The sequence below is a fragment of the Mixta sp. BE291 genome (genome assembly GCF_031457955.1).
Lineage (GTDB): Bacteria > Pseudomonadota > Gammaproteobacteria > Enterobacterales > Enterobacteriaceae > Mixta.
Genome location: NZ_JAVDXN010000012.1, coordinates 67,540 through 81,632, shown reverse-complemented (window position 1 = coordinate 81,632; position 14,093 = coordinate 67,540). Strand labels below are relative to the sequence as shown.

At 49.2% G+C, this 14,093-nt stretch carries 13 protein-coding genes, 1 tRNA gene and 1 pseudogene; 8 read left to right on the top strand and 7 right to left on the bottom strand.

Features of this window, described 5'->3' with window-relative positions; all coding sequences use genetic code 11:
• The first annotated feature begins 1 nt into the window (after position 1).
• Positions 2-283: a putative periplasmic lipoprotein gene (locus J2X14_RS19715; protein WP_352412848.1), complete on the top strand. Its 282-nt coding sequence runs from the start codon at positions 2-4 to the stop codon at positions 281-283.
• A 166-nt stretch (positions 284-449) separates the two neighbouring features.
• Here J2X14_RS19715 and J2X14_RS19710 read toward each other — a convergent pair whose 3' ends face one another.
• On the bottom strand, positions 450-578 hold the full coding sequence (locus J2X14_RS19710; RefSeq protein WP_352412847.1) for a hypothetical protein: 129 nt from the start codon (positions 576-578) through the stop codon (positions 450-452).
• A gap of 753 nt (positions 579-1,331) precedes the next feature.
• Between J2X14_RS19710 and licT the strand changes: the two genes are divergently transcribed.
• The 4 genes from licT to J2X14_RS19690 all read left to right on the top strand — a co-directional run bounded on the left by licT (position 1,332) and on the right by J2X14_RS19690 (position 6,586).
• Positions 1,332-2,186 (top strand): BglG family transcription antiterminator LicT, encoded by an 855-nt coding sequence (gene licT, locus J2X14_RS19705; RefSeq protein WP_352412846.1) that lies wholly within the window; start codon positions 1,332-1,334, stop codon positions 2,184-2,186.
• Positions 2,187-2,310: 124 nt separating this feature from the next.
• Positions 2,311-4,221 carry a PTS beta-glucoside transporter subunit IIABC gene (bglF, locus tag J2X14_RS19700; RefSeq protein ID WP_352412845.1) on the top strand — a complete coding sequence of 637 codons (1,911 nt, stop codon included), beginning with the start codon at positions 2,311-2,313 and terminating at the stop codon, positions 4,219-4,221.
• A 15-nt stretch (positions 4,222-4,236) separates the two neighbouring features.
• Positions 4,237-5,631 (top strand): glycoside hydrolase family 1 protein, encoded by a 1,395-nt coding sequence (locus J2X14_RS19695; RefSeq protein ID WP_352412844.1) that lies wholly within the window; start codon positions 4,237-4,239, stop codon positions 5,629-5,631.
• An 82-nt stretch (positions 5,632-5,713) separates the two neighbouring features.
• A complete protein-coding gene (locus J2X14_RS19690) occupies positions 5,714-6,586 on the top strand; it encodes an SMP-30/gluconolactonase/LRE family protein (RefSeq protein WP_352412843.1) in 873 nt (290 codons plus the stop codon).
• Positions 6,587-6,664: 78 nt separating this feature from the next.
• Here J2X14_RS19690 and J2X14_RS19685 read toward each other — a convergent pair whose 3' ends face one another.
• On the bottom strand, positions 6,665-7,894 hold the full coding sequence (locus tag J2X14_RS19685) for an L-lactate MFS transporter (protein WP_352412842.1): 1,230 nt from the start codon (positions 7,892-7,894) through the stop codon (positions 6,665-6,667).
• Between the two features lie 268 nt (positions 7,895-8,162).
• Positions 8,163-8,462, bottom strand: coding sequence for a hypothetical protein (locus J2X14_RS19680; RefSeq protein WP_352412841.1), 300 nt, complete (start codon positions 8,460-8,462; stop codon positions 8,163-8,165).
• Positions 8,463-8,613: 151 nt separating this feature from the next.
• Here J2X14_RS19680 and J2X14_RS19675 point away from each other — a divergent pair, with 151 nt between their 5' ends.
• Positions 8,614-8,859, top strand: coding sequence for a hypothetical protein (locus J2X14_RS19675; RefSeq protein ID WP_352412840.1), 246 nt, complete (start codon positions 8,614-8,616; stop codon positions 8,857-8,859).
• Positions 8,860-9,055: 196 nt separating this feature from the next.
• Here the strand turns inward: J2X14_RS19675 and J2X14_RS19670 are convergent, their stop codons facing one another.
• Entirely contained in the window at positions 9,056-9,658 is a 603-nt protein-coding gene (locus J2X14_RS19670) for an acyltransferase (RefSeq protein ID WP_352412839.1), read from the bottom strand.
• Positions 9,659-10,026: 368 nt separating this feature from the next.
• Between J2X14_RS19670 and J2X14_RS19665 the strand changes: the two genes are divergently transcribed.
• Complete coding sequence (locus J2X14_RS19665) at positions 10,027-11,049, top strand: acyltransferase (protein WP_352412838.1); 1,023 nt, start codon at positions 10,027-10,029, stop codon at positions 11,047-11,049.
• Positions 11,050-11,230: 181 nt separating this feature from the next.
• Here J2X14_RS19665 and J2X14_RS19660 read toward each other — a convergent pair.
• Positions 11,231-11,527: pseudogene (locus tag J2X14_RS19660) on the bottom strand (tyrosine-type recombinase/integrase); the annotation flags it as partial.
• A gap of 104 nt (positions 11,528-11,631) precedes the next feature.
• Here J2X14_RS19660 and J2X14_RS19655 point away from each other — a divergent pair.
• Positions 11,632-12,743 (top strand): IS3 family transposase gene (locus tag J2X14_RS19655; RefSeq protein WP_352412837.1). Its coding sequence is split into 2 segments (ribosomal slippage): positions 11,632-11,869 and positions 11,869-12,743, totalling 1,113 coding nucleotides; the frame shifts between segments, so codons are not numbered across the junction.
• 234 nt (positions 12,744-12,977) lie between these two features.
• Here J2X14_RS19655 and J2X14_RS19650 read toward each other — a convergent pair.
• Positions 12,978-13,052: transfer RNA gene (locus tag J2X14_RS19650), tRNA-Arg, on the bottom strand.
• 79 nt (positions 13,053-13,131) lie between these two features.
• Positions 13,132-14,061, bottom strand: coding sequence for a formate/nitrite transporter family protein (locus tag J2X14_RS19645; RefSeq protein WP_352412836.1), 930 nt, complete (start codon positions 14,059-14,061; stop codon positions 13,132-13,134).
• Between the last annotated feature and the right edge of the window lie 32 nt (positions 14,062-14,093).

Sequence of the window (14,093 nt, the reverse complement as noted above, 5' to 3'; positions counted from 1 at the left end):
GATGAAAAGCAAAATTTACGGCGTTTTGGCGCTGTTTTTATTAGCGGGCTGTACGGCCAGCAAACCAGGCGCTTTCGAGCGGGTAGATGAAGATCCCGTTTCCCATACGGTACAGTATCGTTATCACCCGCAGAAAGTAGATAAAGATGCGCTCAAACTTGATGTGGCTAATTATTGCCGCGCTCAGGGCTTTGATTTAGTTGATGCATTACCGCCACAGGATAGCCATATCCCAGGATTAACCACCGCCTGGTATCAATGTAATTTCGCGTTGAAAGGCTAATAAAGAAAAGGGCGAGAATATTCTCGCCCAAATTTTCTTACTTATTTTTTATTATATTGCTGTGTGCAGGCTTTGCCCGCCAGGTATGTCGTGACTTACCTGTTTCTACCCGCCCTGTTTCAGATTGCAGCCGCGTCGGCTTTTCTGGTTCACTTCAGTCACTGACTTACGTAAGTGTCTGATAATTCACAGTGTCGCCGCCTGCCTGCGTGCCGAACGGGTTAGGGTTAGAATCTTTTTTACCATCCGCGATGATGATGGTGGTGGCGCCAGCCATTATGATGACCATTGTCATGGTGCCAGCCAGGCCCGCGATCGTGAGCAATAATACACCCACTTAGCATACTGACAATCGCCAGAACAGACGCGCTTTTTATCATTATTCGCATGGTGAACTCTCTTGCTGCCTTTAATACCAACCACTATAAAAAACAAAAGTGGAGGAATAACGACGCTAATGTAGAGTTTATTAATAAAATATTTACAAATATTTCAATGCGATTAAGCGTAGATGAAAAGTGCCATGTAAAAATATAGGAATGGACCGAATGGATAGCTATAATAACAGGAATTATCCTAAAGGCAACAAACTTTATATTCTCATTCTCATTTACCGTCCAGCTTGTTAATCGCGTTTACCGCAGGAATTTACCTTAAGGAAAAATATGCCCGTGACAACGGTGCGGCTATTAAAGCCGGGCGGAAAAGCAGCGTGTGATTGCAGGAAAATATCTGGACAGATATACAGGGAAAAATAGATTGAAAGGGATTAACCGCAGCATTAATAATGCCTGCACGCAACATAGCGGGTAGCTAAAGCCAAAGGAAATTTGCGCTAAGCCCGCAGGGCGCAATAAAAAAACATAGCGGAAACAATTCAATAACCTTAGCAGGTTGCTGATGATCGCTATCACGTTTTTATTCATAACGCATTGAGCGCTTAAACAAAGCTGATAGAGTGAAGTCGCTGAATTGTTACTGCATACGCAGGCAAAACCTGATGCTCTGGCCTGTGCCGGAGGTCGGGTTTTTTTGTTTTGAGGGATGCATGAAGATCACCAAGGTACTTAATAATAATGTCGTGGTCGTTCTGGATGAACATCAGTGCGAGCAGGTGATGATGGGATGTGGCCTTGGCTTTCAGAAGCGCCCGGGCGACAGCATTGACAGCAGCAAAATCGAAAAAATATTTGCCCGGAAAAATAGCGCGCTGGTAACGCGGTTAACGGAACTATTAAGTCATATTCCACCGGAGGTGGTGACCACCTGCGATCGCATTACTGAACTGGCGCAGCGGCGGCTGGGTAAGCTTCAGGACAATCTTTGCATTGCGCTTATCGATCACTGCCACTTTGCTATTGTGCGCTATAACGGCAATGTGCTGCTTCCCAACGCGCTGCTTTGGGAAATTAAGCAGCTCTACCCAAAAGAATTTACCCTTGGCCTGGATGCGCTGGCCATCATTCATCAGCGGCTGGGCGTGCTGTTACCGGAAGATGAGGCGGGGTTTATTGCGTTGCATCTGGTGAATGCGCAGCTTAATAGCGAGATGCCGGAAGTGATGCATATTACCGGCGTGATGCAGGAGATTTTGCATATTGTGAAATATCAGCTGCACCTGGAATACGATCTGCAATCGCTCAGTTATCAACGCTTTATTACGCATCTGAAATTTTTCGCGCAGCGCATGCTGGGGCGTTGCGTGGTGGCCGATGATGAGGCGATGCTCTATCTTTCGATCAAGGAAAATTATCCGCAGGCGTGGCGCTGTGCGGAAAAAATCGAACAGCATTTAATGCGCCAGTATCAGAGCGCACTCACCAACGAAGAAAAAATGTTTCTCGCTATCCATATTGAACGCGTGCGTAAGGAGAGCGAAAGCCAGCAGCCGATCGCGCACTAAACATCATCTGGATTGTTACTGCTTCGGCAGGCAAAACCTGAAGACAGGCTGCATCAGCAGACCTGCCGTCAGGTTTTTTTTCGTTTTATGCTGCCGCCGGGCAGCCGTCATAAAAGGATTGAATATGTCGTATCAACAATTAGCCAGGGATATTATCAGCGGAGTAGGCGGGCGCGCCAATATTATCAGCATGATGCATTGCGCTACCCGGCTGCGCTTTAAATTAAAAGATCTTACGCTTGCACAAAGCGAGCAGCTAAAAGCCCATCCGGGCGTGATCATGGTGGTGATCAGCGGCGGTCAGTTTCAGGTGGTCATCGGCAACCATGTGCATGAGGTCTGGCAGGAAATCTGCCAGCAGAATGGCAGCGACGAGCAGGCTGCGCCCGTCGCGAAAGCGGAAAAGCCAGGTCATCTTTTTAATCGCTTAATCGATATTATTTCCGCCATTTTCACCCCGTTTCTGGGCGTGATGGCAGGCTCCGGTATCCTGAAAGGGCTGCTGGCGCTAAGCGTAGCCTGTGGCTGGCTGCGCACTGAGAGCGGTACTTACCAGATATGGTTCGCCGCCAGCGATGCGCTGTTCTATTTCTTTCCGTTGGTTTTAGGCTATACCGCCGGTAAGAAGTTTGGCGGCAGCCCGTTTCTTACCATGACCATTGGCGGCGCGCTAACGCATCCGCTGATGATTCAGGCATTTCAGGCCAGTACGCGGTCCGATGCGCCCCTCGTTGGCTTTCTCGGCATTCCGGTCACCTTTCTGAATTACAGCTCATCGGTGATCCCGATTATTTTTGCCGCGTGGGTAAGTTGCTGGCTGGAAAAGCAGTGCGGGAAGATTCTGCCTGCGGTGGTTAAAAATTATTTTACACCGCTGATTTGCCTGATGATCACCGTGCCGCTGACGTTCCTGCTTATTGGACCGGCGGCCACTTGGCTAAGCCAGGGGCTGGCTCACGGCTATCAGGCGATTTATATTTTAGCACCCTGGCTTGCGGGCCTGGTGATCGGCGGCATCTGGCAGGTTTGCGTGATGTTCGGCCTGCACTGGGGGCTGGTGCCGTTGATGATGAATAACCTGGCGGTGCTGGGCTATGATACGTTAACGCCGTTAGTGCTGCCCGCAGTAATGGGGCAGGTAGGCGCCTGTCTGGGCGTGATGCTGCGCACCCGCGATGCGCAGTTAAAAATGCTGGCAGGCTCAGGCGCAACCGCAGGCGTGTTTGGTATTACCGAACCGGCGGTATATGGCGTGACGCTGCCGCATCGTCGTCCCTTTATGTTTGGCTGTATCGGCGGCGCGCTGGGCAGCGCTGTAACCGGCTTTTGCGGCGTCAGCGCTTACTCTTTTGGCCTTGTCAGCATCTTCAGTCTGGCGCAGTTTATTCCTCCCTCCGGGATCGATATCAGCGTTTGGGGTGCCGGACTGGGCACGTTATTGGCGCTGCTGGTCGGCTGCCTATTAACGTTGATCGCTGGCCTGCCGAACGGCGCGGTTTCCGCTGCGAAAAAGGAGGCTTCACCCGCTGAACGCCCTTCCGCCTCATCTTCTTGTGTTACGCCAGCTGAGGTCGAAAATCACGATACGCTGCTTGCACCGCTCAGCGGAACAGTGCTGGCGCTGGACAAGGTAGCAGATCCCACCTTTGCCAGCGGGCTGCTGGGCATGGGCGCGGCAATTCTGCCGCACGACAACTATTTGCTGGCACCGTTTCACGGCGAAGTCGCTTCGCTGTTTGCCACGCGGCACGCCATTGGCCTGTTGAGCCGCAGCGGTATCGAAGTGTTGATTCATGTGGGCATTGATACCGTCAAACTCAACGGGCAGCACTTTATCGCCCATGTAAAACCAGGCGATACCATCAAGCCGGGCGATCTTTTGCTCGAATTCGATCGACAGGCGATCAAAAACGCCGGTTACGATCTCACTACGCCGGTGATTATCAGCAACAGCGACGATTACGCAGCCGTCGCTACGCTGGCCAATGGCGAACGTATCCACGCAGGCGCGCCTTTTCTCGGCGTGCAACCTTAATAACAAGGAGTCAGTATGAAACGGTTTCCGGATAATTTTTTATGGGGCGGCGCGATCGCGGCTAATCAGGTTGAAGGCGCATGGCAGCAGGACGGTAAAGGCCTGACGACATCGGACGTTCAGCCGCAGGGGATCTTTGGCCCGGTGGTCGAGCGTCGCGCTGGCGATAGCGCGTTAAAGGATATCGCCATCGACTTTTATCACCGTTACCCGCAGGACATTGCCTTATTTGCCGAAATGGGATTCAGCTGTTTACGCGTTTCCATCGCCTGGGCGCGCATTTTTCCGCAGGGCGATGAAACCCAACCCAACGAAGCCGGACTGGCATACTACGACCGGCTGTTCGACGAGCTGGCGCAGCATCAGATCCAGCCGATGGTGACCTTATCCCACTATGAAATGCCGCTGGGGCTGGTGCAAAACTACGGCGGCTGGGGAAGTCGCCAGCTGATTGATTTTTTCCTGCGCTACGCCCGCACCGTTTTTCAACGCTATCAGCACAAAGTGAAGCTGTGGCTCACCTTTAATGAAATCAATATGTCGCTGCATGCGCCTTTTACCGGGGTTGGCTTGCCCGGCGATAGCAGCAAAGGCGACATTTATCAGGCGATCCATCATCAGCTGGTTGCCAGCGCGCTGGCGGTAAAAGCGTGCCATGACCTTATCCCTGATGCGCAAATCGGCAATATGCTGCTGGGCGGGTTGATGTATCCGCTGACCTGTAAACCGGAAGATGTTTTTGCCACCCTGCAGGAGAACCGCAGCTGGCAGTTCTTTGGTGATGTGCAGTGCCGCGGCGCGTGGCCGGGTTATATGTTGCGTCAGCTACGTGAGCAGGGTATTGAACTGAATATCACCGATGAGGATCGCGTTGCGCTGCGTGAAACCGTGGATTTTATCTCTTTCAGCTATTACATGACCGGCTGTGTTACCGCTGATGAAGCGCTGAATCAGCAGGCGCGCGGCAATATTCTCAGTATGGTGCCGAATCCGCATCTGCACAGCTCTGAGTGGGGCTGGCAGATCGATCCGATTGGCTTGCGTACGCTGCTGAATACGTTATGGGATCGCTATCAAAAGCCGCTGTTTATCGTCGAAAACGGCCTGGGCGCGAAAGATTACCCGCAGGCAGACGGCACCATTGAGGATGATTACCGCATCAGTTACCTGAATGACCACCTGTTGCAGGTGGCGGAAGCGTTGAAAGATGGCGTCGAGGTGATGGGATATACCAGCTGGGCGCCCATTGACCTGATTAGCGCCTCGAAAGCGGAGATTTCTAAACGCTATGGTTTTATCTATGTTGATCGCCATGACAATGGCGAAGGCAGCCTGGCGCGTAGCCGCAAAAAGAGCTTTTACTGGTATCAAAAAGTGATTGCCACGCAGGGCGACAGCCTGCAGCCGTGATAATTTTGCCCAACAGGTAAGCCGCAGCGCGCCAATTTCCGCTACAGTTTATGCACCAAACTCGTAGCGAAAAGGAGCCGCCATGAACTGGCAGGTAGAGCGCGTTTTACCGATTGAGACCGAGCTGGGCGAATGCCCGTTGTGGTCAACCGCAGAGCAGGCGCTGTGGTTTGTTGATATCCTGGCCCCGGCGATTCACCGCTTCGATCCAAAAAGCGGTGAACACCGGGTTTTTCCGCAGCGGGAGGAGGTTGGCTGTATCGGTTTGCGCCGGGAAGGCGGCCTGGTGGCAGCAATGCGCAGCGGCGTCTGGTTTATTGACGCGCAGGGAAAGCCGGAACGTAAGATCGCCGATAACCCCGGCGAAGCCAGTAAAAGCCGCTTTAACGACGGTCGCGTCGATCCCTTTGGCCGTTTCTGGTGCGGCAGCCTGTGGGAGCCGCAGGATCGTAACGGCGCGAAGCTCTGTCGTCTTGATAAAGATCTGCAACTGCAGGTGATCGATGATGATGTGCAAATCTCCAACGGCCTGGCGTTTTCACCCGATCGGCGCTGGGTTTACCATAGTGACACACCGCATCACGTTATCTGGCGCTATCCGCTTGATCCCGAGACCGGTGAGCACGGCAAGCGTGAGGTTTTCCGTCGCTTTAACGATGGGCTAATGCCGGATGGCGCGGCGGTGGATGCAGAAGGTTTTTATTGGTCGGCGCTGTTTGATGGCGGACGTATCGTGCGCATCGACCCCAATAGCGCAGAGATTGTTGATGAGATCCCGCTGCCGGTGCGCTGGCCGACCATGGTTGCCTTTGGCGGCGATGATTTGAAAACGCTTTATATCACTTCCAGCCGTGAAAACCGCACGGCGGAAGAACTGGCGCAATATCCGTGGTCAGGAAGCATTCTGGCGGTGCGGGTGCCGGTTGCGGGTCAGCCAGAACCGCTGTTTGGATAAAAAATTCCGGACGGGCAGAGCGCGTCCGGAAGCTAAAGCGAACGGCCGGGCGGCGTTGCTGGCTGCCCGGCAGAGAGATTAACTGCGTTGCAGAACCTGCTGCATGTTGTGCGCCCGGTGCGGCATACGAATGATTAACGACATCACCAGCGAGATCACCAACAGCGTCATAATCAGGCTAAAGGTAACGGTAAAGCCGCCAAACAGCGAAGCGATAAGCGAACCCAACACGCTGCCGATACCAAAGCCCAGGTAAATCACCCCGTAGTTTTTCGTCAGGTTATTAAGCCCAAAGAAATCGCTGACCAGCGAAGGATAAACGGTAATGGTGCCGCCAAAGCTAAAGGCGATACAGGCAACAGAGATAAAGAACGTGGTTTCATTCATATGGGTAAAAAGCAAGATTGCCATACCCACCAGCGACACCACCTGCGCCAGCGTAATCACGCGGATGCGCGCCATTTTATCGGACAGCACGCCCAAAATCAGACGGCCGCTCAGGTTAGCGATGGCGATAATGGTTACCGCGCTGGCAGCGGTTTGCGTGCTGAGCTGTACCATGCCTTCGCCAATATCTTTCGCCACGCCAATGACATACAGGCCACTCATGCAGGCGGTTAAAAACATCAGCGCCAGCATCCAATATTGCGGCATACGCATTGATTCCGCCAGGCTGTAATCACGCGTGGCCGCCTCGCCGTTTTTATTCTGAGACACCTGCTGCTGCGGCGCATCTTTCATCAGCAACGCGCCAATAATGACCATGCTCATCGCCAGCGCGCCCCAGATCAAAAAGGTATTTTCCAGACTAAAATGCGCCAGCAGGCTGCTACAGATAAATTTAAAACCGAGGCTACCCAGGCCGTAGGCACCAATGGCGCAGGCGGAGATCACGCCTTTACGCTCCGGGAACCACTTTACGCAGTTGGATAACGTCATAAGATAACCGGCACCGTCCGCCAAACCGACCAGCACACCGGCGCTCAGCCACAGCATCAGCAGGGAATTGGCCTGCGCCGTCAGATAAAAGCCCAGCGCCAGCAACAGACCTGCGCCGATAGCGACGTTGCGCACACCAAAACGCTCCTGCAACTTACCGGCAACCGATGAAGAGATCGCCAGCCCAAGGCTGAGCAAACCAAAGGAGAAAGCCACCTGGCTCACAGGCGCATCCAGCTTTTGCGACAGCTGCCCGTTAAACAGGCTCCAGGTGTAAACCGAGCCAAGCGCGAACTGCGTGATAATGGTGCCGAGTAGCGTTAACCAGCGAACGGAATTTGGAACGGATGAGAGGTTGGTTCTGCTCATTATCTTCTCCCTGAGGGAATGCCTGAATTAGCCTGATAATAGAGCTGACGCGTTTTGTTGCGGGGTAAATTGCCGTGAATCGCCGCAGGGACGGAATAAGCTGCCTGTTTCACGGCATGAATGACATTGCATTGCTAAACAGGGGCAGGATTAAAGAGAAAAAAGAGGTTAAGACCGAGGGTTACAGGTGAACAACTTGTCAATTTTTTGCTAACGAGGTAAACGATAATAATGCACTTACCTTTATATCGCAATGTGCCTGTTTACCTCACCGGCGATTTAACGCAACGTTAAGCCGATCCAGATAAAATTGACGCAGCGCGTGAGTCAATTGCTGGCGCTGCGGTTCTTTATAAGAGGCCAGCCAGCTATCAACCAGAGGTTTGCAGAGCAGAAAGGCGCGATTCACAATCGCTTCTGGTGCGCTATTGCTGCCCATCTGCGGCAAAATATGGTCATTAAGGCAATTGGTCATTGGGTTAGCGTGCGTTAACGGATTCGCACAGGCTGCCGACATTTCCCCTGTAACCAGCGCTAGCAGCAGCGCCAGCGCGCAAAAAAACCGCATTGATATGCCTCCGATAAAGATTTTTCGGTAGTTTTGGCGCTAAATCGCAAGCAAAAGACAATAAACGTTGCAACATATTTCACTGGTGGGAAAGTTTACACAAGAAACTATTATCTGTGCCAGACTTAGTTTTTACATAAAAGGAGGAAATATGAAAGACCGAGCATATGAATCCACTACCAAAGAGGACGAAGTTTGTTGCCTTATCGGTCGTGCTGTTATTGAACTGAGTGATGCGACTCAGCCACTGAACAAATCGACCCTTTCACTGAAACTGCTTTCCATGGCAGATCGTGAAGGCGATGATGACCGAGTTTTACTTTACTGGCTGGCAAGGAAAGCGATCAACCAGCCGCATCAGGTTGTTGACCTGAACGCCTTCCGTCAGGCGCGTTAAACCAGACCGGCAGGCATGGAGGCCTGCCACAGGTGCGTTTTTAGTTTCATCTGTTATCAGATTAGCCCTGCGTTGATATGTTATCCTTCTTGGCACATATGCGCCTGAATATAATAGAGAAAATATCACTAGCAGCATTTTAGCGAAGTAGATACTCATTTGGGTTTCTCCATTCTTTTAGCGATATAGCTGCGGTTCACTCCACTTTATTCAAAGCAGGTTCAAAAATCTTTATAACCTTTGCTGGTGTACCGCCATATAAACAAAATGGTGGCACTGATTTGGTGACAACACTACCAGCAGATATAACAGAACCACGCCCAATCCTTACTCCAGACAACACTGTGGTACCTGCACAAATCCATACATCATCTTCGATAATTACAGGCTTAGCGCCGCTTGTCGTATTGATTCGATTTGCCACATTCTCGAATGATAGTTCGTGTCCATTACAATCAGTAATCTGACAGTTTGCAGCTATTAAGCATCGATTCCCAATTTCAACCAATTCGTAAGCGTGTATACATGAGCCATGAATGCGCGTGTTATTGCCGATACGGATCTTAGCCCCAACACGATCGGCCATTAATTTCACAGGGGAAAACATGTTTAGGTGGTAACCTTTGTTCGATGAGTTTATTGTGCAATTTGGGCCAATAATTACTTCAGCATCTTTGGTTATTTCTATAAGGGGATAGCCATTGAAAATGACTCCGTTTCCTATGCGTAGCCCTTGCTTTGCACGCATGATAAGTAAAATCAATGTCCTAATTAACTTTCGCCAAATCTTGAGAACCATTACGTTGCTCTTTTAAAATCAATAGAAATTATGATATATCACAACTTTATGTTTTTACATATACGTAACATGAGATTCTTATTAGCAAAAGTTCTAAATCTTTTCATTAGCGGTATCATTTGCTTTGTCGCGGCATATGCAGTGATATGCGACAATGATTTTGTATGTAAGATTGTTCTTGAAATGTTGCATTATGTGCGTTTAGCTGTTTTAACCATGCGTGGTTTAGAAGAGGGTGTGGAAAAATGCTATACTATTTTCTGGTGCTAATTTCTGTAATTTTAAAAGTAAGGTAGGTTTACGTTGGTATTAATTTTTAGAGTATGCCAATATCATTAATAGTAACATGGCTTTTCAGTGAGAATACTGTGAATAGAGTTTTTTGGATAGATTGCGCCAGATTCGTAGCTATAACTTTGGTTTTACTGACCCATGCTCATGAACAGGCTAACGTCAGCAATGAAACTGTTAAAAGTATTCTGTATTGCATAGATAGAACAGGTGTGCCAATTTTTTTTATGCTTTCAGGCGGTCTGATACTTCCTAAAATACACTCTGTACCGGTATTAACTTTTTATCGGAAGAGAATACCACAGTTTTTTTTATTGCTTATTCTATATTCTGTGGTCACAAATACAGTTTCTCAATGGCTAAACGGTGGTTTCTCTTTGTCGTCACTTTTTTCATCAATTATTAATCACAATGGCATTTACCCAGCGAATTACGGTTTTGCTGCTCAAATGTGGTTTATGTATGCGATTATTCAGCTCTATTTAATTGCGCCGTTCCTCTCCAGGTTATTAGTGAGTTTAAAAACAGGTGAAATATTTATTTTTCTCGCTGTTTGTATCCTGTTTAATTTTTTTCGCCATACTATTCCTGCGCTAGGATCTGACTGGAGAATTCTGGGAAGGTTAGGGAATGAATTTACGGGCCCTTACATTGCTTACTTTATTACAGGCTATTTATTAATGAACCGAGGCTGCGCTGAATGGCATCTGATGAAAAACAAACTGTTAAATTTTATTATTTTTACTTTTCCAGTGATGGCGGTTGTTGCCGTTGATTTTCGTGCAGGTAAAGTTATAGATAACCTGCACTGGTATAGTTCTTCTTTGTTTATCTACATATCAAGTATTGGCGCAATTCTTTTAATTAAAAATTTCGCTGATGGTAAAGTAAATAAATTTATTTCTACTGTTGGCCTATATTCCTTTGGGGTTTACTTGGTTCATTTTGTTTTTATTAGTATGTCTAAGAAAATAACCAATTACTTTGAAATGAACTGGGTTTGGACAACGATTTTATTATTTATTTTATCTATGCTGCTTAGCATAATTTATACACATATAATGTTCAAGAGAAAAGCAACAAGATATTTTGTGTCGTAATATTTAAGGCGCGCGACTGGCGCGCTATATTATTAAAGATAGTCAATATTCTGATCCCAATAGCTGCCCTATTCATAATCATATTTTTCAGGTCTAAATCTTTCTGTTCCCGCGCCATTTGAAACTTAATTTCACAAAAAAATCATCCTACCTACTATATGCCAATCAATTCGTACATGACCTAGTCTTTCGGAAATTTGTTCTCAAATCTCAAGGATTTTGTCCTGCACATTGGGAGCGGGCCCTTATATTGTTGTTTTATATTAAATTGCTGAGGTTGGAATTTTTCTGTTTCCATATATGCCGAGTGATTGTATCTAACTTGCGTTCCTTTACTATTTGTGCGCACCAGCTGTGCCTCAATAGCGTCGCTGTTCCAGTGCTTTTCATTAAGCACCGTACTGAACGAGTGTCGGAATACATGCCCAGAAGTTTGCCTTCCGTAGCCGATGCGGCAAAGCAAGCTAAAAATAGTATTTTCGCTGCTCGACTTTCTCTTTCTTCTTTACTGCTTGCTTCTGAATCGCCACGGGTTTAACAGACACCTCGGAGTCATTTAAAATGGCTTAAAGAGAGGTGCCTATGAGTGGTAAGCGTTATCCCGAAGAGTTTAAAATTGAAGCTGCCAAACAGATTGTTGATCGTGGTTATTCTGTTTCCAGTGTTGCAACACGTCTCGATATCACTACCCACAGTCTTTATGCCTGGATAAAGAAGTACGGACCGGATTCTTCCACTAATAAAGCACAGTCAGATGCTTTGGCTGAGATCCGCCGACTCCAGAAAGAGCTGAAGCGGGTTACGGACGAACGGGACATATTAAAAAAAGCCGCGGCGTACTTCGCAAAGCTGTCCGACTGAGGTACGCCTTTATCCGTGATAACACCTGTTGCTGGCCTGTTCGCCTGCTCTGTCGGGTGCTGGATGTTCATCCCAGTGGGTTTTACGCCTGGCTTCAGCAGCCGCATTCACAACGCTATCAGGCAGACCTGAGACTGACAGGACAAATTAAACAGTTCTGGCTGGAATCGGGGTGCGTCTATGGTTATCGCAAGATCCATATGGATCTGCGGGACAGCGGGCAACAGTGCGGAGTTAACAGAGTCTGGCGACTGATGAAAAGAGCCGGAATAAAGGCTCAGGTCGGATACCGAAGCCCGCGGGCACGTAAAGGCGAGGCCAGTATCGTGTCGCCCAACAGGCTCCAGCGGCAGTTCAATCCGGATGCTCCGGATGAGCGTTGGGTAACGGACATAACCTACATCAGGACCCACGAAGGCTGGCTGTATCTTGCCGTGGTTGTTGATCTGTTCTCACGCAAAATTATTGGCCGGTCAATGCAATCCCGGATGACAAAAGATATTGTCCTGAATGCGCTTCTGATGGCCGTGTGGCGGCGTAATCCACAAAAACAGGTGCTGGTTCATTCTGATCAAGGTAGTCAGTACACAAGCCACGAGTGGCAGTCATTCCTGAAATCACACGCACTGGAGGGCAGTATGAGCCGCCGCGGTAACTGCCACGATAATGCGGTTGCAGAAAGCTTTTTCCAGTTATTGAAACGCGAGCGGATAAAGAAAAAGATCTACGGAACGCGGGAAGAAGCCCGCAGCGATATTTTTGATTACATCGAAATGTTTTATAACAGTAAGCGTCGGCATGGTTCGAGTGATCAGATGCCACCAACGGAATAAGAAAAAAAATATTACCAACGGCTCGGAAGTGTCTAAATTACCCGTGGCGATTCATTGCTTAACGGTGAGTATTGGGTAAAATCCAGATGGGTAAAGTTGATTTACCCAGAATTTACTCAGTTAAAAGTCAGGCTGTCAACGAACGACGGCGAACAAGTGCGAACGAGCGTTTAGCGTGAGCCTTAGTGGGAGAGGTTTTTTGCGAACTTTAACGGAAGGTGGCGAACGATGAAATGGCGTCCCCTGCAGGAATCGAACCTACAACTAGCCCTTAGGAGGGGCTCGTTATATCCATTTAACTAAGGGGACGGCGGCGGGCAGTATAGCGCAATTTATTCCACAGATTAACCACTTACCCGCCTGATTGCTTATTCTCTCAGCAACTTCGTTATTTTTGCGCCTTTTTCTGCGCTTTCTCCTGCTGGCGCGCCCGCTTTTTCTGCTCGGCTGCCGCCTGCGCTTTTTTCTCATTGCTCATATCGTTACGGATTTGCGCATGGCTGATCAGAGCAAAAATAAAGGTTCCGCCGATGATATTGCCCGCCAGCGTTGGCAAGGCGAATGGCCAGATAAACTCCTGCCACGGCAGCGCGCCGGTAAACACCAGATACCAAACCTCTACCGAACCCACCACAATATGTGATAAATCCCCCAGCGCCACCAGCCAGGTCATCAGAATAATCACCAGAATCTTGGCGGCACCTGCAGAGGGAAACATCCAGACCATAGTAGCGATAATCCAGCCCGCAATAATGGCGTTAGCGAACATCTCCGCAGGCGGGTTCGCCATCACTTTTTCACTGATGTGGGTAAACGCGAGGCGCGTAGCGTCATCGAAAATCGGCATATGGGCGAAGGCCAGCGCCGCTAAACCAGTGCCGATCAGGTTGCCCAGCAGCACCATCCCCCAAAGACGCAGCAGCAGCAGAAAATTACTGCCGCTCGGTTTATGCATTACCGGCAGCACCGCGGTAACGGTGTTCTCGGTAAACAGCTGCTGGCGCGCCATGATCACAATAATAAAGCCAAAGGTATAGCCCAAATTCTCCAGTAAAAATGCGCCCGGCACATCGCCCAGATGCGTCTGAAAAATGCCTTTGGCCATCAGCGAAGCACCCATCGAAAGCCCGGCCGCAATCGCCGACCACAGCAGCGCAACGCTGTCACGCTCCAGCTCTTTTTCCCCATCCTGACGTATCTGCTCATGAATCGCCGCCGCGCGCGAGGGCAGCTCCTCTTCATCTACTTCGATCTCTTCGCCCTGATCTCTTTCTTCGCTTTCCACTTCCGGCTCATGTTCTTTTTCTTGTGTTGTCATATTTCCCCCAGCGTTATAAACGTAATTTAAGC